This is a genomic window from Sporolactobacillus sp. PKPK-6 (assembly GCF_056678885.1).
The window spans coordinates 2170749-2191747 of the sequence record NZ_JBWXPA010000001.1 but is presented as its reverse complement, the minus strand read 5'-3'; the positions used below and the strand labels follow the sequence as shown (position 1 = coordinate 2191747).

The 20999-nt window shown below is 45.8% G+C and carries 21 protein-coding genes and 1 riboswitch; of the genes, 9 read left to right on the top strand and 12 right to left on the bottom strand.

Features of this window, described 5'->3' with window-relative positions; translation table 11 throughout:
* Positions 1–127 precede the first annotated feature (127 nt).
* From hemQ to gerQ, 3 genes are all read left to right on the top strand, one after another.
* The gene (gene hemQ / locus AC1MBV_RS10615; protein WP_255747728.1) at positions 128–874 is read left to right on the top strand and encodes a hydrogen peroxide-dependent heme synthase; all 747 of its coding nucleotides are present in this window, start codon (positions 128–130) and stop codon (positions 872–874) included.
* A 179-nt stretch (positions 875–1053) separates the two neighbouring features.
* On the top strand, positions 1054–1476 hold the full coding sequence (locus tag AC1MBV_RS10610; protein WP_255747729.1) for a cell wall hydrolase: 423 nt from the start codon (positions 1054–1056) through the stop codon (positions 1474–1476).
* Between the two features lie 30 nt (positions 1477–1506).
* Entirely contained in the window at positions 1507–2049 is a 543-nt protein-coding gene (gene gerQ, locus AC1MBV_RS10605) for a spore coat protein GerQ (RefSeq protein WP_255747730.1), read from the top strand.
* Positions 2050–2135: 86 nt separating this feature from the next.
* Here gerQ and AC1MBV_RS10600 read toward each other — a convergent pair whose 3' ends face one another.
* From AC1MBV_RS10600 to AC1MBV_RS10585, 4 genes are all read right to left on the bottom strand, one after another.
* Positions 2136–2591: an HIT family protein gene (locus AC1MBV_RS10600; RefSeq protein ID WP_255747731.1), complete on the bottom strand. Its 456-nt coding sequence runs from the start codon at positions 2589–2591 to the stop codon at positions 2136–2138.
* A gap of 46 nt (positions 2592–2637) precedes the next feature.
* Positions 2638–3012 carry a DUF423 domain-containing protein gene (locus tag AC1MBV_RS10595; RefSeq protein WP_255747732.1) on the bottom strand — a complete coding sequence of 125 codons (375 nt, stop codon included), beginning with the start codon at positions 3010–3012 and terminating at the stop codon, positions 2638–2640.
* Between the two features lie 845 nt (positions 3013–3857).
* Complete coding sequence (locus tag AC1MBV_RS10590) at positions 3858–4727, bottom strand: NAD(P)-dependent oxidoreductase (protein WP_255747733.1); 870 nt, start codon at positions 4725–4727, stop codon at positions 3858–3860.
* Positions 4728–4810: 83 nt separating this feature from the next.
* Complete coding sequence (locus AC1MBV_RS10585; RefSeq protein WP_255747734.1) at positions 4811–6070, bottom strand: glycosyl hydrolase family 18 protein; 1260 nt, start codon at positions 6068–6070, stop codon at positions 4811–4813.
* Between the two features lie 254 nt (positions 6071–6324).
* Here AC1MBV_RS10585 and AC1MBV_RS10580 point away from each other — a divergent pair, with 254 nt between their 5' ends.
* On the top strand, positions 6325–7518 hold the full coding sequence (locus AC1MBV_RS10580) for an aminotransferase class I/II-fold pyridoxal phosphate-dependent enzyme (protein WP_480948221.1): 1194 nt from the start codon (positions 6325–6327) through the stop codon (positions 7516–7518).
* A gap of 50 nt (positions 7519–7568) precedes the next feature.
* Here AC1MBV_RS10580 and AC1MBV_RS10575 read toward each other — a convergent pair whose 3' ends face one another.
* The 4 genes from AC1MBV_RS10575 to AC1MBV_RS10560 form a co-directional block, all read right to left on the bottom strand.
* Positions 7569–7895, bottom strand: a complete 327-nt coding sequence (locus AC1MBV_RS10575; protein WP_255747736.1) for a DUF1516 family protein — start codon at positions 7893–7895, stop codon at positions 7569–7571.
* Positions 7896–8004: 109 nt separating this feature from the next.
* Positions 8005–9408: an amino acid permease gene (locus AC1MBV_RS10570; protein ID WP_480948284.1), complete on the bottom strand. Its 1404-nt coding sequence runs from the start codon at positions 9406–9408 to the stop codon at positions 8005–8007.
* Positions 9409–9642: 234 nt separating this feature from the next.
* Positions 9643–9823, bottom strand: a riboswitch (Lysine riboswitch).
* 88 nt (positions 9824–9911) lie between these two features.
* The gene (recQ, locus tag AC1MBV_RS10565; RefSeq protein ID WP_480948220.1) at positions 9912–11705 is read right to left on the bottom strand and encodes a DNA helicase RecQ; all 1794 of its coding nucleotides are present in this window, start codon (positions 11703–11705) and stop codon (positions 9912–9914) included.
* A gap of 78 nt (positions 11706–11783) precedes the next feature.
* On the bottom strand, positions 11784–12326 hold the full coding sequence (locus AC1MBV_RS10560) for a cysteine hydrolase family protein (protein ID WP_480948219.1): 543 nt from the start codon (positions 12324–12326) through the stop codon (positions 11784–11786).
* A gap of 139 nt (positions 12327–12465) precedes the next feature.
* On the opposite strand from AC1MBV_RS10560, the gene AC1MBV_RS10555 reads away from it, so the two are divergent.
* Positions 12466–12927: an Hsp20/alpha crystallin family protein gene (locus tag AC1MBV_RS10555; protein ID WP_480948218.1), complete on the top strand. Its 462-nt coding sequence runs from the start codon at positions 12466–12468 to the stop codon at positions 12925–12927.
* A gap of 49 nt (positions 12928–12976) precedes the next feature.
* Here AC1MBV_RS10555 and AC1MBV_RS10550 read toward each other — a convergent pair whose 3' ends face one another.
* Both AC1MBV_RS10550 and AC1MBV_RS10545 read right to left on the bottom strand, forming a co-directional pair.
* Positions 12977–14131, bottom strand: a complete 1155-nt coding sequence (locus tag AC1MBV_RS10550) for an aminotransferase A (protein WP_255747931.1) — start codon at positions 14129–14131, stop codon at positions 12977–12979.
* Positions 14132–14215: 84 nt separating this feature from the next.
* Complete coding sequence (locus AC1MBV_RS10545) at positions 14216–15421, bottom strand: branched-chain amino acid aminotransferase (RefSeq protein WP_255747741.1); 1206 nt, start codon at positions 15419–15421, stop codon at positions 14216–14218.
* A 346-nt stretch (positions 15422–15767) separates the two neighbouring features.
* On the opposite strand from AC1MBV_RS10545, the gene AC1MBV_RS10540 reads away from it, so the two are divergent.
* Positions 15768–17015 (top strand): MFS transporter, encoded by a 1248-nt coding sequence (locus AC1MBV_RS10540; protein WP_255747742.1) that lies wholly within the window; start codon positions 15768–15770, stop codon positions 17013–17015.
* A gap of 652 nt (positions 17016–17667) precedes the next feature.
* On the opposite strand, the gene AC1MBV_RS10535 is transcribed toward AC1MBV_RS10540, so the two are convergent.
* Positions 17668–17916 (bottom strand): hypothetical protein, encoded by a 249-nt coding sequence (locus tag AC1MBV_RS10535; protein WP_255747743.1) that lies wholly within the window; start codon positions 17914–17916, stop codon positions 17668–17670.
* A gap of 216 nt (positions 17917–18132) precedes the next feature.
* Between AC1MBV_RS10535 and AC1MBV_RS10530 the strand changes: the two genes are divergently transcribed.
* The 3 genes from AC1MBV_RS10530 (at position 18133) to AC1MBV_RS10520 (ending at position 20641) form a co-directional block, all read left to right on the top strand.
* The gene (locus tag AC1MBV_RS10530; protein ID WP_480947342.1) at positions 18133–19260 is read left to right on the top strand and encodes an IS4 family transposase; all 1128 of its coding nucleotides are present in this window, start codon (positions 18133–18135) and stop codon (positions 19258–19260) included.
* Between the two features lie 501 nt (positions 19261–19761).
* Entirely contained in the window at positions 19762–20010 is a 249-nt protein-coding gene (locus AC1MBV_RS10525) for a hypothetical protein (protein WP_255747745.1), read from the top strand.
* 70 nt (positions 20011–20080) lie between these two features.
* Complete coding sequence (locus AC1MBV_RS10520) at positions 20081–20641, top strand: DUF6944 family repetitive protein (RefSeq protein WP_480948217.1); 561 nt, start codon at positions 20081–20083, stop codon at positions 20639–20641.
* A gap of 19 nt (positions 20642–20660) precedes the next feature.
* Here the strand turns inward: AC1MBV_RS10520 and AC1MBV_RS10515 are convergent, their stop codons facing one another.
* Positions 20661–20993 carry a hypothetical protein gene (locus AC1MBV_RS10515; protein WP_480948216.1) on the bottom strand — a complete coding sequence of 111 codons (333 nt, stop codon included), beginning with the start codon at positions 20991–20993 and terminating at the stop codon, positions 20661–20663.
* Positions 20994–20999 lie beyond the last annotated feature (6 nt).

Genomic DNA, 20999 nt, shown 5'->3' with positions numbered 1-20999 from the left:
TCTATGCTATATTAAGTTAAGCGAAAGAAAAACCAGTCAAGCCATGATGGCAACTTGCCATAGGTTTTTCTCATGCGACACATGAGCTGATCTATTATTTTTTTAGAATAAAAAAGAGGTGTTCACTATGTCTGAAGCAGCCCAAACGCTGGATGGATGGTACTGCCTTCATGATTTTCGAACCATTGACTGGCAGGAATGGAAAACGAAATCCGAGTGGGAACGGCAGCAGACTTTGATGGAATTCAATCAGTTTCTGACCCAAGCGGAACTGAATGAAGATGCACGCGGCGGCAGCTTCGCCATGTATTCGGTACTCGGACAGAAAGCGGACTTCGTCATGATTTCGCTTCGTCCGACCATGGACGAGCTTAGCGATTTGGAAACTGAATTCGATAAATCCAAGCTGGGTGAGGTTGCAAACCCTGCCTATTCCTTTGTTTCTGTTGTTGAATTGAGCAACTATCTAGGCAAATCCGGCGGTGATCCCTACGCCAATCCGCGTGTACAGCAGCGTTTAAAACCAATTTTACCGAAAACCGATTACTTCTGCTTCTACCCGATGGATAAAAAGCGCGAGCACGGCGACAATTGGTACATGCTTCCGATGGAAGAACGACGGGAAATGATGAAAAGCCATGGCCAGATCGGCCGCAAATATGCAGGCAAAATTCACCAGATTATCACTGGTTCCGTTGGATTCGATGATTGGGAATGGGGCGTCACACTTTTTTCAGATGATCCCCTGCAATTCAAAAAGATTGTCTACGAAATGCGCTTTGATGAAGCGAGCGCCCGCTTTGGTGACTTCGGGCCCTTTTTCGTTGGCACGCAACTATCACAAGAACTTTTTAATCAAAAGTTTTCATTATAATTGTTTCACTTTATCGAAAGACCTGAAAACAGGTCTTTTTTTATTTACGATTCGATTTTCCGGTATCCATTGTCATTATTTGCTCTGCCTGGCATAGGCTTTAAGGTACGAATATCGGAGAGCTCATACCTATTGAAAATAAGTTGTATTTTCCTTTCACAAAGGAGGTATTTACGGCTATGGCCGTGGTTCAACACACTGCTAATGATGTTTCACTGCTCGCCCGGCTGATGCGTGCGGAGGCTGAAGGCGACGGTCAGCTCGGCATGCTGATGGTCGGCAACGTCGGCGTGAATCGCGTGCTCGGAAACTGCCTTGACTTTGAGGGATTGAGGACGATCCAACAGATGGTTTTCCAAAGTCCCGGTGGATTTGAAGCGACACAAAAGGGCTACTTTTATCAAGCGGCGCGTAGCGTGGACAAACGCCTTGCCCAGCGCACGCTTAATGGTGAACGTTTTCATCCCGCATCCAATTCGCTTTGGTTTTTCCAGCCTTCGGGCGCTTGTCCCGCCCAATGGTACAATCAATGGAACACCGGACGATTTAAAGCACATTGCTTCTTTGCCCCAAGTGAATCCGTCTGCCCAAGTGTTTATTGATCATTTTATTGCTAAGGAGTGACTTTACTTATGGGTGTTCAATTTCCGCCAGACAGCTGGCCTTATGGTGCATCATTCAGTCCTGATCCCGGCGCGCAGCCGGGCTGGGACGCTTCAAGACAGCAAGTGGCACCGCAACAGCAACCGAGCGGTACCTTTCCATTCCAAGGGCAGCTGACACAGGCTCCCGGAGTCCCGCCTGCTGCGCAAACGGTTCCTTATCCGTATCCTGCATACACAATACCCGTACCGCAAACCGGTCAGCCAGTTGCGCCTGCAGTACCGCAAGTTCTGCCGTTGCCGTTCGTTGAGCAATCCTACATCGAAAACATTTTAAGGCTGAATCTCGGCAAAACAGCGACGGTTTACTGTACCTTTGAAGGCAACAGCCAATGGAATGCCAAATCATTTACCGGTACGGTCGAGGCCGCTGGGCGCGATCATGTGATCATTGAAGATGAGGAAACACGCGTCCGTTACCTAATTCCCATGGTTTTCGTCAACTATTTCGAGTTTACCGGGCCGCTCAGCTATGAATATCCTTATGGTCCGCAATCTCCGACCGGAAGATAATTTTCTAACAAAAACGGAGCACCTCCGCCCAAGGAGATGCTCCATTTTGTGTCCAAGTGATTCCGTAGCTGCCAACTACGAATCTGCTATTTTTCGTATATATGTTTCAAATAATTTGCCAGTTCTTCTTTTAATTTGCCGTGCTTATGCTCATTAAAATGCTTTTCTTCGTCGTACCAATTTGATGAGTCATACAGCCAAACAGGCATTTTTCTTCTCTCATCTTTTTCCCATTCATATCTTGGAAAAATATGTGCATGTAAGAACGCGTCTGTATTCCCCAAGATATCATAATTGATTCTTAGAGGATGGCACACGTTCATAATCGCGTCTCCTACTAAACTCATGTCTGTGAGAAACTGCGACCGCTCATCAATTGTCAGATCATTGAGGCTCAATACTTCTTTTTTGGGCAGTAAGACACAATAGCCGGGTAAAAATTGTGTATCTCCGATAACTGCAAAGCCGCTCTTCATTTTTGCTAGAACCATTGGATTTGTCCCGTTTAGAGCAGACTCAACCCTATTTTCTCTCCAATCCATTGCAAAAGCCTCCAGTATCGTTCGAATTAAATAATACTGTGTGCCATTACGCGCGCAATGCGGCCATAACAACAAGCAGCCAGCTTGCGAGAAAGGCAACGCCGCCGATCGGTGTAATGGCTCCAAGCATGCGAACACCGCTCAACGTCAGCGCATACAAGCTGCCGGAAAAAAGCAGAACACCGACTGCCATCAACCATCCGGACCAAGAAAGCAACGTGCTCTGCCCGCTGAATACGGTCAGTGCGAGGATGCCGATCACAATCAGTCCCAGCGCATGGTACATCTGATAATGAACACCCGTTTGAAATACCGCCAAATCTTGTTCGGTGAGCCGCGTTTTCAATATATGAGCCCCGAATGCGCCAAATGCTACAGACAGGAAGGCTAATACAGCGCCAATTACTATAAAACTTTTCATGAGTTCAGTCCTCTCAACAACGATTCTTTTCTTATTCTAGCATCTGTCCAATGACTCGTCTCATTTGCGGCTCAGAGAGGTTTCTATTAATTAGTGGTGTGAAATTTTCATCGAACATTTCCGTTTTTTATAGTTGAGTTTTTATCACAGCTACTAGTATAAAAAATGCTCCCATTCATCTCACTTCTGTTTCATTATCCTGATCCTTCATTAGGTAACGAGTAAAATAAGCGGAGATTTTCCGGTTATATGCACCATGGAGCTTGTTTCGCCGGTGAATAAGGGTAATTTTTCCGCTTATGCAAAGCAAAACCCTCCATTTTCATGTTTTTCAATTCGATAAGCGGAATTTTTCCGCCTATTTAAGCTATTTTTTCGTTCATTTTCTAAATAAGGGTAATTTTTCCTTCTATTTATCAGATTGGACGCTTACCTCATCGCCCAACTGATAAGAGCAGATTGGGAATCAGCAGCTTATGAGGCTTATCGTCATACCAGCAAGACAAAACCTTAACTTTCTTTACTTGTAAGAAAAACCGGGCACAAAACGCCCGGTCCTTAATCTCCAGCCATGTGTGATTGGTTTGTGTCTTTACAGTGTTGAATCATCGCTTCGGTTGCTCGCATCAACAGAGCACGACCGCGGGCGCACCGCGAGCCTCCTCAGACAAGCAGAAATCTGCGGGGTCTCGCTGGCACCTGATCCCGCAGGCGTCTCGCACCTCCGCTTTGATTCTCGGTCAAGACACTAGTGGTTTATTCGTTTAAAAATGGGGTAAAATCTTATACTTTCTTATCTTGCAAAAAAGGCTGCGACATCAGCCGCAGCCTTTCCTTTTCACTATTTATTGATTCCAATATTTTTTGTAGATTGCTTGTGTTCCGCTGTTTTCTTCGCCTTGTTCGGCGAGCTCATCATAGATCTTCTTGGACAATGCAAGTCCCGGTGCATCCATGCCCATTGCTTCGGCCGATTCGAGCGCGATTCGTTCATCTTTAATTAAATGCTTGATATAGAAGCCCGGTTCAAAATCGCCTTTCAGCATTCGTCGGCCGAGATTGGTCAGTGACCAGCTGCCGGCTGCGCCTGTTTCGATGCTCTCCATCACCGTATCGGTATCAAGTCCGGCATGCTTTGCATAGGCTAATGCTTCCGCAACGCCGATCATGTTTGAGGCGATGGCAATTTGATTCGCCATTTTCGTATGCTGACCCGAGCCTGCTTTTCCCTGATACACGATTTTCTGCCCCATGGCTTGAAAAACCGGTGCCAGTGTCTCAGCATCTTTCGAATCTCCGCCGATCATAATCGACAACGTACCGTTCTTCGCGCCGACATCGCCGCCGGAAACCGGAGCGTCAAGTGCGTGCAAACCTTTTTCCGCGGCTGCCTTATAAATTTTTTCCGCAAGCTGAGGTGATGAGGTTGTCATGTCAATTAAATAGGCGCCTTTTTCAGCATGATCAATGATCCCGTTATCAAAATAAACGGAAGCGACATCCTTTGGATAACCGACCATCGTAATGACTGCATCCGCTCCTTCTGCCGCTTCCTCAGGGCTCGATTTCCAAACAGCTCCCTCCGAAACAAGATCATCTGCTTTACTTTTCGTTCGATTATAGACCTGAAGCGCAAATCCTGCCTTCATCAGATTGCGAATCATACCCTTGCCCATGACTCCGGTTCCAACAAATCCAATCGTTTTCACTGCCATTCATCCCACTCGCTTTCCTATGTGTTTACCTAGGATTAACCATAGCATGAAAGACGTGCGTTTTCACGTGATATGCAGGCCGATTAAACCTTGCGAATCTGGAAAAAGTGGGTGAATACCCATGGATACTGTGGCATCGCAAAATTAATTTGCCAGGTACCAATGCCGCCGATCCGCGAATTATAAACAATCTGCGCTTTTTCAAACAGGCTGCGCACATCTTCAAACCAGACAACACGGTTTTGCCCACTGTCATCTGTATAGTAGAAGTATGCTGCCTGATCTGCTGTCGAATAGTTAATCGGCACTTGTTCACTCATGGCAAGATTTACCGCTGCTTGATACGTAATCGCTCTGCCCGGATTTTGGCTGGAAAAAGGAATCGGCCAGTCATAGCCATAAAACGGCGTACCCATGATAATCTTATTGCGATCCATCACACTAGCTGCATAATTGACTGTAGCGATGACATCTTGAATCGGTGCGGTAGGTCCCGGCTCACTGCCTGCATAATGCCAATCATAAGCCATGATAAAAAATTGGTCGACAATGGCTCCGATTGCTGCATAGTCATAGCCGCGCACCCACGGCACCGTATCGTCGGTCTTGGCCGGAACCGCAATACTGAGATTCAGCCCGGCTGCCTGCGTGCGCTGCTGCAGCGCTTGGAGAAACATAACAAAAGCATTCCGGTCAGCCGGAAGGACACCTTCAAAATCCACATTGATGCCGCCGTACCCATCAGACGTGGCATAATTAATCATGTTGTCAATCAAGCGCTGCTGAACATCCGGTGTGTTCAGAACGCGTTGAACAAGAGCTGAATTAAATCCTGTCTCGGTCAAATTGGTAACGGTAATGACCGGTGTCACCCGTCCGCGCCAAGACGCAAGTACGGCTGCATTGTCATTGAGCGGACTCAAATCGCCGTTCCAATTAAAATGAGTTTCGAACAAACCAATATAGGTTAGATATGGTGCATTGTCCGCAATTACCGCTTGATCAATTGCCGGTGTCCGAAGCTGCGAGTAGCTGAAATGGGTCGCCACACGGCGTTCAATCGCCGGAAGATTAATTTTCTGACCGGGACTTAAGCGATCAGGATTAATCCCTGGATTCGCTTGACGCACCGCGCTTAACGGAACATACGCCATGCGCGAAATCGTCCAAAGACTGTCGCCCGGCTGTACTGTATAAACATCACTTGTCACGAGCAGCGACTGACCGGTGACGATATTCGTCGCCGTCAGTCCATTTACTGCTCTTAATGTATTCACAGGAATATCAAATTTCTGGCTGATTCCAAATAATGAGTCACCAGCCCTCACTGTATAGACAAACATAGTTCCACCCTTCCCGCTCCTGTCATTTGCAGGCCTATTCATTCTGCAGATGCATAGGCATTTCACACTATTTTATTCAGCATGTTCGGAACGGTTCCGGCAGGTAGATAAGAAGACAAAAAAAGGTTATTATAGGATACGTTGCGTGTCTGAAAGATTGATAGACCGCACCATGGTTTGCTCAATTCGCAGCGAACGATTTTACTTAATAGGTCATAGTGTATAGAAAGAATGTAAGGAAAAGAGGGTTATTTATGGCTGAATTCATCCCATCCCGGCAGGTTCAAGCACTTCCCGCCAATTACTTTACAAGCATTGATCATCGGATCAATTCGGTGGTCAAGCAAGGCATTGATGTCATTCATCTTCATACCGGAAGTCCTGATCAACCGACCCCCAAACCAATTATTCAGGCAATGAATAAAGCTGCTCAGCTTCATGAAAATCAAGGATATCCTCCTGCGGGCGGTACAGCAACACTCAAAGAGGCCATCAGTGAATTTTATATGCGCGAATACGGTGTTTCCGTTGATCCGGAGACGGAAGTAACCGTGTTTGACGGCGCAACCGTCGCTATTTCAGCACTTCCGCAAGCGATGCTGAATCCGGGCGACGTCATGTTGACAACCGATCCCGGCTATCCGCTCTATTTTGTTTGCCCGCACTTGGCCGGCGCTGAAACCTATGGCATACCGGTTCATGCTGAAGACGGATTTTTACCAAACTACCAAACGATTCCTGAAAAGATTCTGCAAAAGTCAAAGCTTCTGATGCTGAATTATCCGAACAATCCGACCGGAGCGATGGCTACAAAAGAATTTTTTGCGGATACCGTTGCTTTTTCACAAGCGCATCATATTCCGGTTGTTCATGATTTCGCCTATGCAGCATTCGGCTTTGACGGTAAGCGCCCGCTCAGCTTTCTGCAAACTCCTGGTGCAAAGGAACAAGGCATTGAAGTTTACACGTTGTCAAAAACCTATAATATGGCCGGATTCCGCATCGGGTTCGCAGTCGGCAATGCCTCAATTATTCGAGCTCTCAGTCAGTTCCATGACATTGATCATTCGGACGTGCCAAGCGCCATTCAAGATGCAGCCGCAGCTGCTCTGCTCGGGCCGCAGCAATCCGTTCAAGAATTATGCGCGCTGTACGAGCATCGTCGCAACGTACTCGTCTCCGGCATACGCGCGATCGGTTGGGATGTTATCGCACCGCAAGGCTCGTTCTTCTGCTGGTTCAAGGTTCCAAGCGGTTATACCTCCGAAACCTTTGCCGACGCTCTACTTGAACGTGCTCATGTTGCGGTGGCACCGGGTGCCGGATTTGGTACCCATGGGAATCAATTCGTCCGAGCCGGACTGCTCGAATCCGAGGAACGCCTGAAGGAAGCCGTCATACGGATCAAAGCTTCCGGAATTCTCAATGAAACCCCTGTGCAAAATTAACCAATAAATGAAAAGAACTTTTCCCAGCATTTATCGGGAAAAGTTCTTTTTTAGATCACATGATAACCCATCAGCAAAATCAAGATCAGAAGCACGGCAATCAAAACAAGAAAGATCCAGGATGATTCTTTTTTCTTACGTTTGCCCATCGCCACTTCCATGAGTCCGATTAAGGCGAAGGAAAGCACGCCTTTAATCGTCGGCACCAGTGGGAAATGGATTAAGAAGAGCATGACTACTCCGGTTATAATCATAACCAGATAAGCCGTCCGCAGAATCATACTCCACACTTTTTGCTCCGTGAGAAGATAGCTTAGGATAAAAAGGATCACGACAAGCCCCCAAACGAGGCCATGTATTTGCAGTAGTACATGCATGTTTTTTCCTCTTCTCTGAATCATTTACTAGACTTGTCTCTATTTTAACACGAACAAATGCTTTTCCCAGTATTTGCATGATGGCCTATCTCATTAAATATCGAGTTTCTCAAATTTCATCGGTGTCATCCGAATGACGCGACAGATCGCATTGATCAAGCGGAATCAATTTTGACTTCATCTTCCATTTGGCGATCAGCCAAACAGCAAGAAAAATCGGAATACCAATGTAGGCGGCAACAATTCCGCCCCAATCGATCCGGCCGCCGGAAAATGCGCCGAAGCTTTGTCCGATCACGACCACCATGCATACCGCAAAAGCGAACAACGGACCAAACGGGAACCACTTTGCCCGATAAGGAAGGTCACTCACTTTTCCTCCTTGTGCAACATAGGCACGGCGGAAACGATAGTGACTGATCGCGATGCCGAGCCACGCAATAAAACCGCACATGCCTGATGCGCTAAGCAGCCAGTTATAAACAATGCCGTCACCGAATCCGGAGGCAAAGAAAGCAAGCAGACCGAACGCAGCTGTAACGACAAGCGACCAGATGGGAATACCATGCGTTGTCACATAGCCAAGGAATTTCGGTGCTTTTCCTTTTCGAGCGAGTGCATAGAGCATACGCGTCGATGCATACAGTCCGGAATTTCCTGCCGAGAGCACCGCCGTTAAAATAACGGCATTCATCACCGACGCGGCAATCGCAAGCCCCGCCCTCTGAAACACAAGCGTGAAGGGACTGACCATAACCTGATCGGTCGCAGACAAATTATGACTCGTATAAGGAATGATCATGGCAATAACAAAGATTGCTAGAATATAAAACAGGAGTATCCGCCAGAAAATCGTGTTCATTGCTTTCGGAACACTTTTTTCCGGATGCTCGCTTTCACCGGCACTCACACCAAGCAGCTCCGTTCCTTGAAAAGAGTATCCGGCTGCGAGGAATACACCGAACGTCGCCAGAAATCCACCATGAAACGGCGCGTCACCAACGGTAAAGTTATGAAATCCGGGCACACCGCCGCCAAGAACACGGAAAATCATCAGCAACCCGACAACAATAAAAAGGATGACTGTTGCGACTTTAATAAATGCAAACCAATATTCCGACTCACCGTAGCCCTTAACCGTTAAAGCATTAAGTAAGAAGATAACAAGCAGAAATAGACCGCTCCAAAGCATCGACGAACTGTTGGGAAACCAGAATTTCATGATCAGTGTTGCGGCGGACAATTCGCTCGCAATGGTAATCGCCCAATTGTACCAATAATTCCAGCCAAGTGCGAAACCGAACGACGGATCGACAAAGCGCGTCGCGTAGGTGCTGAACGATCCGCTTGTCGGCATGTAGGTCGCCAGTTCGCCAAGACTGGTCATCAGGAAATAAACCATGATGCCTGTTAATCCATACGCGAGCAGTGCACCGCCCGGACCGGCCGTATAGATTGCGTTTCCACTGGCGAGGAAAAGCCCTGTTCCGATTGCTCCCCCAAGCGCGATCATCGTCAAATGACGTGATTTTAACCCGCGCCTTAATTGATTATTTCTCTTCTGCTGCACTTTTTCTCTCTCCCTCTCTGTATTTCGGGGAGATATGTGAAGAATATAATTCATGGTTACTAAAAACGCCCGCCAAGGCAAGATCATGCCTTCGGCGGACGGGAAACTTTTATAGTAAAAAAGAATAAGATCTGTTTAAAATACAGGCTTATTGATCCATTTACTCCTCGCACATCTTCCACCGATAGCACACCACATGCCTAAAAAACATGTGACAGTCCCGCCCCTTTCGAAAACGGACCCAGCACACTCGGCAAGAGAAACCGAATGTACTTCGGCAACAGTTCCTTACGCGCACCGTCCGGCTTCTCTTCGCCTCAGATGCGCTTATCTTAACTGCCGCGCCTCTACCCCCTCGTGATCTTGTGAGGAGATTTGTTAACAACAGGACTCATTGTACCTGTATCCGATACTATTTTCAACCTAGGCAAGCGCATTGCATTTTCTCATACCGGGTCCTTCTCCTCAGAATGTTCGGTCTGATACTCGGCAATTGCTTCCATGAAAGCTTGTCCGTATTTTTCTAATTTTTGCTGACCGACCCCCTTGATCATCAGGAAGTCATGGTCAGTCGCCGGCAGTCGCGCACTCATCTCACGCAGGGACTGATCTGAAAAAATGATGTATGGAGGAACAAACTCTTTCTGAGCAAGCGTTTTGCGGACCTGCTTCAACGATTCGAAGAGTGCATCGTCTACAGCCAGCCGTTCTGCACGAACGCGTCCTTTTTTGAGGACCTTTTCCTCTCCTTTAAGTACCGGCAGCGACCGCTCGTTTAAAGCGAGAACGGGAAAGGCGCCGCCCTGTTGCACAAGGTATTGCTCGGCTGTCAGGAAGTCGATAAATTCACTGATCTGCTTTTGCGTTCGGTCCTTCATAATGCCGTATGTGGGCAACCGGTCAAGCCGAAAAGAGAGCAGTTTTTGATCTGATGCGCCGGCAAGCACCTTGGCAACCATCATTTTCCCATAGCGTTCACGCAGACGCTTGACACACGAGAGTACCTTCTGTGCATCAACCGTTACATCTGATTTTTCACGTGTATCGAGACAGTTGCCGCAATGGGCGCACGGCTCAGGATTCTGCTCGCCGAAATAGCGCAAAATATAGCCCTGCAGACAGGTCTCGGTATGACAATAGCCAATCATCTGATCTAGTTTGTGGTACTCTGCTTGCTTCAGCGTATCGTCCATCTCAGATTGATCGATAAAAAACTTCTGCAACCGGATATCTTGCGGCGCAAACAAAAGAATGCAGTCACTTTTTTCTCCATCGCGCCCCGCACGCCCGGCTTCCTGATAATAGGCTTCAATGTTTCGCGGCATATTGTAGTGAATGACAAACCGTACATTTGATTTATTAATACCCATTCCAAACGCATTGGTTGCGACAAGCACCGTCAAGTCATCATAAAGGAACCGCTCCTGACTTGAAGCACGCTCCTGTTCGGAAAGACCGGCATGATAGCGTCCGACAGCAAGCCCCTTCTGCTCGAGTCGCGCATAAAGCCGATCCACTTCCTTGCGCGTCGCCGCATAAACAATTCCCGGCTGATCTTGATTCTTCTTCAAATAGTCAAGCAAAAAGGTATCCGCATTCTGACCGCGGATCACCTGAAAATTCAAATTATCACGAGCAAAGCCGGTCGCAATGACCCCGTTCGGCTCAATACCGAGCAACTGACAAATATCCGATGTGACGTTCGGTGTTGCCGTCGCTGTAAGGGCGACAACCGTAGGTCTTTGCTCAAATCGAGTAATCATTACGGGTATAGACCGATAACTGGGACGAAAATCATGACCCCACTGTGAAATGCAATGCGCTTCATCAATGGCCACGAGCGAAACATGCATACGTTCCAGAGCACGGACAAAATCCGGAACCTCTAAGCGCTCCGGTGCAATGTAAACTAATTTATAGTCTCCGTTCGCTGCAGCTGCAAGCCTCGACTTTCCTTCTGCAAAGCTTAGCGAACTATTTATGTAGGTTGCGTGAATCCCGGCGTTGCCAAGCGCGTCAACTTGATCTTTCATCAAGGAAATCAGCGGCGAGATCACCAGTGTCACTCCAGAGAAAAGCAGCGCGGGGATCTGGTAGCAAAGCGATTTTCCGCCGCCCGTCGGCATAATGCCGACCGTATCCCGACCATCCATTAACCGAGAAATGATTTGATCTTGGCCCTTCCGAAATTGGTCGTAGCCAAAATATTTTTTCAGCGCTTGATGAGCCGCGTCGATCATCGATGAAACCACCTTTTCGTCCTTAATAAACTAGTTTTATCTTATCACAAATTTAAAGGAGAAATAGGAATCGGATCATCACAGCTCAATATCCGTTTGTGCGCGTGTATCCGCGCCAAGCACCTGATTCATCATGCGCAGCGCATACTCATTGTCCTCTTGAACATTCGATGCGCAGCAATCCTGTGGAACGATCAGCTTATAATCACGCATGTATGCATCGTTCGCCGTAAAAAGCACACAGATATTGCCTGCCACACCGGTAAGGATCAGCGTCTCCGCACCCAGATCATGCAGCAGTGCATGGAGTGGTGTAGCAAAAAATCCGGAATGCTTGGGTTTAATAATGAAATAGTCGGAAGAATCAGGAAGGATGCGTCGAACAACTGACGCTCCCGTTCCCTTTAATGCCTCACGAATCAGATAATCACGATCAGATTCCCATCTGCCCGAATTATCATTGACGTAAATGATCGGGATGCCTTCATGGCGTGCCCGCGTGATCAGTTCCACCAGAGGGTCAATCATATGCTTCATACCGTTTAGCAGCAATCCTGCCTTGCTGAATTGAAGCGGATTAATCATATCAATGACCAGCAAAACCTTATCTTTTTTTACCATCGTTTTCTCCCCCTCTGCTCACCCATTATTTCCAAATCGCACGCTGAGCATTCGATCTGGTTCCTTTAAAACCATGAAACAAAAAGCATCCTAATTCATATGCTGATGTTAGATAAGCATTCAGGAGGAGGGGATCATAGTGGATAACAAAGACCCTAGAGAACCGCAGCAGCCAAAAAAAAGAAATCTGATGAATGATCTCGATGCGTTTTTTCAAAGTAATCCGTTCGGCGATGTGTTGAAATCAATCGACGATTTTTTCAGCAATCATTCATTTACCGGGTTTCCGGTCAGGCTCTATGATACAAAAGATGAATGGGTAGTTGAAGCTGAACTGCCCGGTGCAGATCGTGACAACATTCATATCGAGCTGCTTGGCGATAAGGTGAAAATTGCTGTGGAAAATGATGTGGAAATGGAATCGCAGCATCAGGAAACCGGCGCGTACAGTCATGAGCGCCGCTTCGATCATGCTGAACGCGTGGTGACTTTGCCGTATGCCATCAACCGAGCACAAACACAGGCTTCCTACACCAACGGCATTCTCAAAATTCACGGACCGAAGTCACCAAAAACCGGACATAATCTTTCCATTGATTAAAAAAGAGAATCGGAGCAAGCTCCGATTCTCTTTTTTGGTGTCCTTTTATTTAAAACCGCGCAACAAAACGTTCCAAGCGATCCAAGCCATCCTTCAAAACGTCCATTGAATAGGCGTAAGAGAGTCGCAGGTAGCCCTCACCATATGAAGAAAATGCGCTGCCGGGAACAGCTGCCAGCCGTTCTTTATCAAGCAGCTGCAGGGCAAAGTCCTCTGAGGACAAGCCGAACTTTTTAATTGAAGGAAATACGTAAAAAGCACCTGCGGGACGCACAACGTCAAATCCCATAGCCTCAAGTCGGCCAATCACATAGTCCAGCCGTTCCTTATACGCTTGCCGCATCGGCTCGGCGTCATCCTTGCCGACCGTCAACGCCTCAATCGCCGCATACTGAGTAATGCTTGTAATGCAGGAAATGCCGTATTGATGGACTTTGATCAGTTCATTGGCAATCGGATTATCAGCCAAAATATAGCCCATACGCCACCCCGTCATTGCATGTGATTTTGACAGACCGTTAATCACCAATGTCTTTTCTTTCATGCCTGGGAACGTTGCAATTGAAGTATGCCTTTGTCCATAGGTCAGTTCACTATAAATCTCATCCGACACGACAAAAACGGATTTATCTTTTAACACCTCGGCGATAGCCGCGACCTCCGCCTCGCTGAGCACACATCCGGTCGGATTAGACGGATATGGAAGAATAACTGCCTTCGTTCGCTCAGTCAGATGTTCGGCAATTTGTTGCGCAGTCATTTTAAAATCCGTCTCTCGCGTGTCAATGTAAACTGGAATGCCGCCGGCAAGTGTGATCGGTGCTGCATAGCCCGGATATGCCGGTCCCGGAAGAATGACCTCGTCACCTGGTTCCAATAAAGTGCGAAACGCAAGGTCAATGGCCTCGCTCGCGCCAACCGTTGTGATGATCTCAGAAGCAGGGTCATAATGCAGATCATATTTTTCCGCAACATACCCGGAAATAGCTTGTCTTAGCTCAAACAGACCCGCATTCGCCGTATACGTTGTCTTGTTCTGATCAATTGCAGTCTTTCCTGCTTCCTTCACATGTTCCGGTGTGGCAAAATCCGGCTGACCAATTGTCAGTGATACCGCTCCGGGGTAGTCCTTCACTTTATTAAAAAATTGTCGGATACCACTGATCTGAATAGCACGAACCCGTCTGTTAATCAAGTTTTCCATTGATGCCAAATCTCTCACACTCCCGTTAATAGAGAAAAAGCCCGCGCGTTTGCATGCACGCGAAGGCTTGGGTTCCCATGACCGTTAATCAGTAACCACTGCTTTTTTTTCCTTTGGTTTTTCTTCTGCTTTTGCTTCTTTTGGCTTATCTTCCGTTTTTACGGCTTCTGGTGCTTCTTCCGCTTTCGGTTGGACTTTTTCAGTTGCTTCTTCATGATCAACCTTAACTTCTTGAGTCCAACCCAGCTTGTCTTCGATCTTACCGGTCTGGATGCCTGTGAGTGTGTCGTACAATTTCTGAGACAGCTTGCCTGTTTTCCCGTTGGCAACCTTAATCACATGGTCTTCCCATTTCAGAAATCCGACTGGAGAAATAACAGCTGCCGTTCCCGTGCCGAATACTTCTTTAAGCTTCTGTTTTTCCGCTTTCTTGAACAGCTTATTTACAGAAATTTTCTTTTCTTTGACGGTTACGCCCCAATGCTGGAGCATTTCGATCACCGAAGCACGCGTAACGCCGGGGAGAATACTGCCGTTCAGTGCCGGGGTCCATACTTCGTCGTCAAATTTGAAGAAGATATTCATGCTGCCGACTTCTTCGATGTATTTGTGCTCCACACCATCGAGCCACAGCACTTGATCAAAGCCCATTTCTTCCGACTTAGTCTGAGCCTTGAGGCTGGCAGCATAGTTGCCCGCAGTTTTCGCATAGCCGACACCGCCCTTAACAGCGCGGACATATTCGTCTTCAACATAGATTTTCACAGGACTCATTGAATTGCCGAAATAGGAGCCGACAGGGGACAGAATGATCAGCAGCTTGTAGGTCGCTGAAGGATGCACACCAAGTGCTGAATCCGTACCAATAATGAACGGACGAATGTACAGCGATTGTCCCGGCTGAGATGGAATCCATGCCTCTTCAATGGCAACCAGTTTCTTAATTGCTTTAATCACAAATTCCTCATCAATTTCCGGAATGTTCAGCCGTGCACAGGACTGATTCATTCGTTCCATGTTCTTGTCCGGACGGAACAGCAGGATACGCTTGTCTTCAGTTCGGTAAGCTTTTAAGCCTTCAAAGACTTCCTGTCCATAATGAAAAATCGTTGCTGCCGGATCAAGAGTAATCGGTCCGTAGGGAACAATCCTCGGATCATGCCAGCCTTCATCCAAAGAATAGTCCATTTCAAACATGTAATCAGTAAAATGCTTGCCAAAACCTAACCCGCTGGCATCAGGCTTCGCTTTTAGTTGATCAGCTTTATGGAACGCGATCGTCTGCCCCATGATTCGAATCCTCCTAAAATTTGTTTTCCTTCTTTGATTATATCAATCCGTTATCAAGTGCGCCACTTCACGTATAAAATCGTTAAGGAGAATCAGACACACCGAATCTGATCCATTTCATACATTATTATTCATGTTTCGCTGCATTAATATTCCATACGTTTATAGAGAAACTTCTTGCCCAGCTTTACATAAAAAAAGCTTTGAAAACAAAGTGTAAAAAAAGCAAAAAAAATGAGTTAAAAAGCTTCTCTTACCGAATTGTTCCTGCTACAATGTTCTGGTTGACTTAAGAAGACTGTGACATTTCTATTTATTAATCTTTATTTTGAAAGGAGCGCTTGCTATGCGCCAATTTACCTTTGCCTCCTGTGCCCTGTATTTTCTTACCGGATTGACTGCTATTTCAATCGGATCCGTGATGCCTGAACTCTTAAGTTATTACCATGTATCATACACAATTGGCGGAAGGCTGATTTTTGTTGGCGCAATGGGATTTCTTGCAGGCGTTCTGCTTACTTCATATCTGAATCGCCGTTTTCACCCGAAACCGATCTTGACCATTTCTGCCCTGATTATTGCCTTGGCGCAATTCAGTATTTTACTGCTTCCGCCGTTCCCACTGTTCATGGCTCTTTATTTTTTGAATAGTGTCGGCTCGGCTGCGATCGGTATTGTAGTCGCAACGATGTTCATCGAAGTGTTCATTGGCCGGCAGGCAGTTGCGATGAGCTATTTGGAGGTTTCTTTCGGGCTAGGCGCATTCACGATGCCGCTGCTTGCCAGCTTCTTCATTGCACATGGCATCTGGCGTTACCTGTTTGTGGTTACCGCTGTGCTCGCCGTTGTACTTGCCATTGTCTGGACGCGAATTTCCTACTCCAAACAAATGGTGGATAATAGCGAGCCCTTGGACGCTTCCGGTTCAAGTGATACACAGCGGCCGCTGAGCACGCATCTAAAATGGATCGTGCTCGGACTGTTTGGTCTCATCGTATTCCTGTATGGTGGATTTGAAGGCAGTTTGAATAACTTCATGTCATCGATTTTTATGCAGTATCTGAACCAAGCTGCGTACTACGCCTCGATCAGCGTCGGCATTTTCTGGGGTGCGATGGTTATTGGGCGCGCGGCTACTGCACTCATTATCCGCAAACTTACGTACAGCACATATTTGCTGATGAGTATCTGCGGCTCGATTGTTTCACTGCTTTTGTTTATTTTTTTAAAAAATGCGCTGATGGGTTACGTCTTCGTCGGCACCCTGGGACTCATGATGTCCGGCATCTATTCCATTACGCTTGTCTATGCGAACTATTCCATTCCGAATAGCGCGCAGCTGGTCACGCCAATCATATCAGGATTGTCTGGCCTCGGTTCGGCCATTTTCCCGGCTGTCACCGGAGTAGCTATCGACCGCGCAGGCATGTCTGTGACTTTGTGGTATATCGTCGGCATAGCGACCGCTTATTTAGTCTTCCTGCTCGTAATCAATCGACTGCGCAGCGGACGTCCTACCCGCCTTATTTTACGATTCAGTCATCATCGCCGGATGCAGCCAGCCTTTGCGATGCGGCGTTCACGTTATAAATAATTGAAAAGATACGAGACTCGCACGGATTGATCCGTGCGAGTCTTTTTTATATTGTGACCCTTCCGTTAACTGCGAGCATCTCCTTTGAAACCAGTCTAAACGAACACTATGATGAACTTGAATCAAGAAATTCACCAAAGTGCATTTCCTGATAAATATACCTAGGAGGAATAGGAATGGCTGAAAAACCCGCTAAAGAAGTATTAAATCAATATGTGCGTCGGTATCTTGCTTGATCAGCTACAACGAGTGGACAAGCTGATAAATCGGATTGTCGATACGATAACCTGAAAAAAATATATATAGATGTAATAAAAAGTGGCCATGAATCCAAAAGGAATTACAGCCACTTTATTAAATTACTATGAGATTTTATCTATCTCTTCATATTTCTCTTCAACAAAGTAACTTTTAAATTTCAAATTTATCCCCCTTATGTTTTTTAACTCTATTCAGTTATAAACATAATAAACGCTATGAAGTCACCATCTTTATGAAAATTCATGTAAGAAATTCTCTGAGTGCAGTTAAAATGGGGCAATTGACGTTTTAATTGAGGGTTTTCTGAAGTAGCGTAAATACAAAGGAGATAAATTTTAGATTACTCAAAAAAACATCACGATTATGTGAAACTATGGACGTAAATATTGTTTTAAGGATTAATATGGTGAACTTCTGCTGTCACTCCACTTTCTTTTGCTTTTTTTGATAATCGTATCAGATACCCATCCTTATTATATTTTTCCACCTCTTCCGGACTTAAATTGAATTTTTTCCCTTCTTCTTGAGTCATCATATGGGCCTTTGAAGTACTATTGTTTTCTGCACCCACAACATGAACTGATATTGTAGAAATTAAAGCTATTAAAAGAATTGTAACTATAGGTTTCTTGAGTTTCAATGCCAACACTCCTCATTTTTTCTTATTATATGTATGAGATATTTTTTCTAATTAAATATTGAAATAATTCACATAAGATCACTAGCGTTGCAGTAATCAAAACTGATGATTCAAAATACTAGGAATAGTCGAATTTAAAGAGGCTAGCCAACAAAAAAATCCTTTACAATGGAAGGATAGGTGATTCTATCCAAATCCAAAGAAAAGGATTCACGCATGGATAAGAATACACATCTCTCTTCATTTTCGCAATGGTTAAATCAGATAAACTTTAAACAGCTTGACGAAACCCTCGGACAAACCGGCGGTGACAAGTACGTGAAAAAGCTGACGACAAAGGCTTATATGACCCTTTTTCTGTATGCTCATCTCCAGAAAGAAGACAGTCTGCGTTCGATTTCGGACTGCGTCTTAAGTGAAGAGCTTCAGAAAGCAACGGGTCTCTCGTCGATCAGCGCCTCACAACTCTCAAGAAAAAATAACTCGGTTGACCCGCAACTGTTGATGATGCTCTTTCTTGATCTGGTCGCCAAGATTAAAGGCAAACGAGCACCCCAAATGGATGAACAGCTTAGGGTTGTGGATTCGACGACGATATCCCTGAATGCTCAGCGCTATCCATGGGCTCACTTTCGCAAAACCAAAGCCGGCGTCAAGCTGCACCTTCGCCTTGTCTTTATGGGAAAAGGGCAAGTGTTTCCGGAAAAAGCAGTCCTTACATCCGCTCAAGTCAATGACCGCTCGCAACTCGATGTGCTCGTTGACGAGAAAGAAGCCATGTATGTCTTTGATCGAGGCTATGTGGATTACCAGGCCTTTGATCGTTTTTCCGAAGAGGGGATGTTCTTTGCTTCCCGTTTAAAAAAGAATGCCGTTATCCATGTCCTGCACAACTATAAAGTCCCCGAGAAAAGTTCTCTTTTATCGGATCAAATGATCCTGCTGGGCAGCATTCAAAACCAAACGGAAAATGCCTTCCGTCTCATCGTGGCGCAAGACGATCAGGGGAAGAACATTCGGATCATCACCAATCGTTTTGACTTGTCGGCGACAGAAATCAGTGATGTCTATCGTCATCGATGGGCCATCGAACTTTTTTTCAAATGGCTGAAGCAACATGTTCGGATCCAAACATTTTACGGACAAAGTGAGAAGGCTGTCCAGAATCAACTACTTTTGGCGTTGATTCATTACAGTCTATTCGTTTTGATTCAGCAGAAACTTAAAACGACGAGTTCAGTACTTCAACTGAACCGATGGTTCAAAGCTGTGCTTTGGAAATCCTGTGAGCAATGGTTCCGCCGTATTCGTTTTCAAATGAATAAAAGGAAACGAGTAACCTAAAGGCACCTTAAAGGCTGTTGACACTTGGACACTGATTAACTGGATAAAATTGTAAAATGGATCGAGTCACCTTTTAGGTGGACATTAACTTTTTTGGCTTTGGTAGAAAAAATACAAATTCTGAATAGTTCGTCAATATTTATGCAACGCTAGTGACATAAGATAAACAATACGGTCGGTCAAAGAGTAATAATGGCAATGTCCGCCTTGCCTGCATCGAATTTTTGTATTGCCTCTATATAGTGATCTTAATGTGTCGATCGTTCATCCTAGTGACAACAATCACTTGAAGCCCATCATCTTAGCACAAGCACTTTGCACGTTTAATGCATCCATCCTTTGCAAGTCCATGCAGCGTCTTGTAAACTTCAGAACGCGCGAGATAGTGATCTTCGTCTTTATCAAAGGCTTGCAAGGGCGAATGTTCTCATAATATGAGAAACAGTTTTCTCTAAAAATGATAAACTTAAACTAATTCAAAATAACGTCTGAGGTGATGACATGTATTGGAAATTGAGAATCCCGCTTTTCTTACTTACAATCGGTGTAATCTCAGGGCTTTATCAAAAATTCCCTTGGTTATTTCTTGTTGATACAAACTACTTCATACGCAGTGCTTTATTCATCGGAACAGTCGGACTCCTTTACATTCTGCTGGAGAAAAACAAAATAAATGATAAAAAAGTTCATTTTACAATTGGATTGCTTTTCATCTGTATTGGTTTTGCCTTTGATCATTTCATGGTCTGATGCCCCGCAACCATTTTAGTGGATTGAATAAACTAGGCATATAGAAGTGATTGGCTTGGGGGAGCGTTCGATGAACGAGCAGATGCAGGAGGCAGAATATGCGCTGATCAACGCGATCGGCACCATTGTCGCTGCAATTGGAGCAACACCCGATTTAACAATTCCCGACAATCTAAAAGATGGCCTGGGCATTACCGGCAATGCGCTTCAGGCCGCCGGAAGTGCACTGGACGCGAATATAAGCGACGGACTGGACGCGATCGGCGGAGGAACCCAGGCATTCGGCAACTCACTGGTTATCTATGGTTCAATCGCCCAATGTTCCGATGAGGAAAACCTTCGCGCAATCATCATCGGTAACTCGCTTCAAGCACTCGGCGGCTCACTGTCACTCCATTCGGGTCTCATTTCGGCAGAGCGGAACCGAGCAGTCGCTCTATCGGTTATCGGCAATCTCCTTCAGATCGCCGGCAACTCGCTTCAAGCCGTCTCCACCATTTTTCAATTGAACCAAACCGTTGATGATAAAAAATCAGGCCAGATTAATGCGACCGGAAGCTGGGTACAAGCCGTTGGCGCATCACTGTCGTTCTTAGCTGCGCTTGATCAAGTGGATAGTGGTGAAGGATGAGTTATTCATCACCCGCTGATCAGCTTTCGCTATTTTTTGTCAGCAGCTTGCTGAACAATTTTTCAAACAAATACGGAACAGCATAAAACAGAATGACTGTAATAAATCGAATATCTGCGTTACCGATTATAAAGAGCGCATACAACGATATATTTATAAGCACTTGCATGGTTGCATAGGCTTTAACCATTGATAAACGTGACGGTTCAACTTTAGCTAACGCAACATGAGTGATGACTAAAGTCAGATGTGATTTAAACTGTCCAAGATATATGTATATCAGCCCTAACATTTGAACAATAGTCAAAGTAGTGAATACTAAAATTAAAAAATAGTTCAGTACATCATGCATGGATAT

Coding starts and splice junctions, on each gene's coding strand:
- recQ (WP_480948220.1), bottom strand. CDS start 11,705: ATGATCGACGCGGCTCATCAAGCGCTGAAAAAATATTTTGGCTACGAC.
- AC1MBV_RS10585 (WP_255747734.1), bottom strand. CDS start 6,070: ATGTTTGTCTATACAGTGAGGGCTGGTGACTCATTATTTGGAATCAGC.
- AC1MBV_RS10575 (WP_255747736.1), bottom strand. CDS start 7,895: ATGCATGTACTACTGCAAATACATGGCCTCGTTTGGGGGCTTGTCGTG.
- AC1MBV_RS10520 (WP_480948217.1), top strand. CDS start 20,081: ATGAACGAGCAGATGCAGGAGGCAGAATATGCGCTGATCAACGCGATC.
- AC1MBV_RS10610 (WP_255747729.1), top strand. CDS start 1,054: ATGGCCGTGGTTCAACACACTGCTAATGATGTTTCACTGCTCGCCCGG.
- AC1MBV_RS10525 (WP_255747745.1), top strand. CDS start 19,762: ATGTATTGGAAATTGAGAATCCCGCTTTTCTTACTTACAATCGGTGTA.
- AC1MBV_RS10530 (WP_480947342.1), top strand. CDS start 18,133: ATGGATAAGAATACACATCTCTCTTCATTTTCGCAATGGTTAAATCAG.
- AC1MBV_RS10545 (WP_255747741.1), bottom strand. CDS start 15,421: ATGGGGCAGACGATCGCGTTCCATAAAGCTGATCAACTAAAAGCGAAG.
- AC1MBV_RS10515 (WP_480948216.1), bottom strand. CDS start 20,993: ATGCATGATGTACTGAACTATTTTTTAATTTTAGTATTCACTACTTTG.
- AC1MBV_RS10595 (WP_255747732.1), bottom strand. CDS start 3,012: ATGAAAAGTTTTATAGTAATTGGCGCTGTATTAGCCTTCCTGTCTGTA.
- hemQ (WP_255747728.1), top strand. CDS start 128: ATGTCTGAAGCAGCCCAAACGCTGGATGGATGGTACTGCCTTCATGAT.
- AC1MBV_RS10600 (WP_255747731.1), bottom strand. CDS start 2,591: ATGGATTGGAGAGAAAATAGGGTTGAGTCTGCTCTAAACGGGACAAAT.
- AC1MBV_RS10570 (WP_480948284.1), bottom strand. CDS start 9,408: ATGATCGCGCTTGGGGGAGCAATCGGAACAGGGCTTTTCCTCGCCAGT.
- gerQ (WP_255747730.1), top strand. CDS start 1,507: ATGGGTGTTCAATTTCCGCCAGACAGCTGGCCTTATGGTGCATCATTC.
- AC1MBV_RS10590 (WP_255747733.1), bottom strand. CDS start 4,727: ATGGCAGTGAAAACGATTGGATTTGTTGGAACCGGAGTCATGGGCAAG.
- AC1MBV_RS10580 (WP_480948221.1), top strand. CDS start 6,325: ATGGCTGAATTCATCCCATCCCGGCAGGTTCAAGCACTTCCCGCCAAT.
- AC1MBV_RS10550 (WP_255747931.1), bottom strand. CDS start 14,131: ATGGAAAACTTGATTAACAGACGGGTTCGTGCTATTCAGATCAGTGGT.
- AC1MBV_RS10540 (WP_255747742.1), top strand. CDS start 15,768: ATGCGCCAATTTACCTTTGCCTCCTGTGCCCTGTATTTTCTTACCGGA.
- AC1MBV_RS10560 (WP_480948219.1), bottom strand. CDS start 12,326: ATGGTAAAAAAAGATAAGGTTTTGCTGGTCATTGATATGATTAATCCG.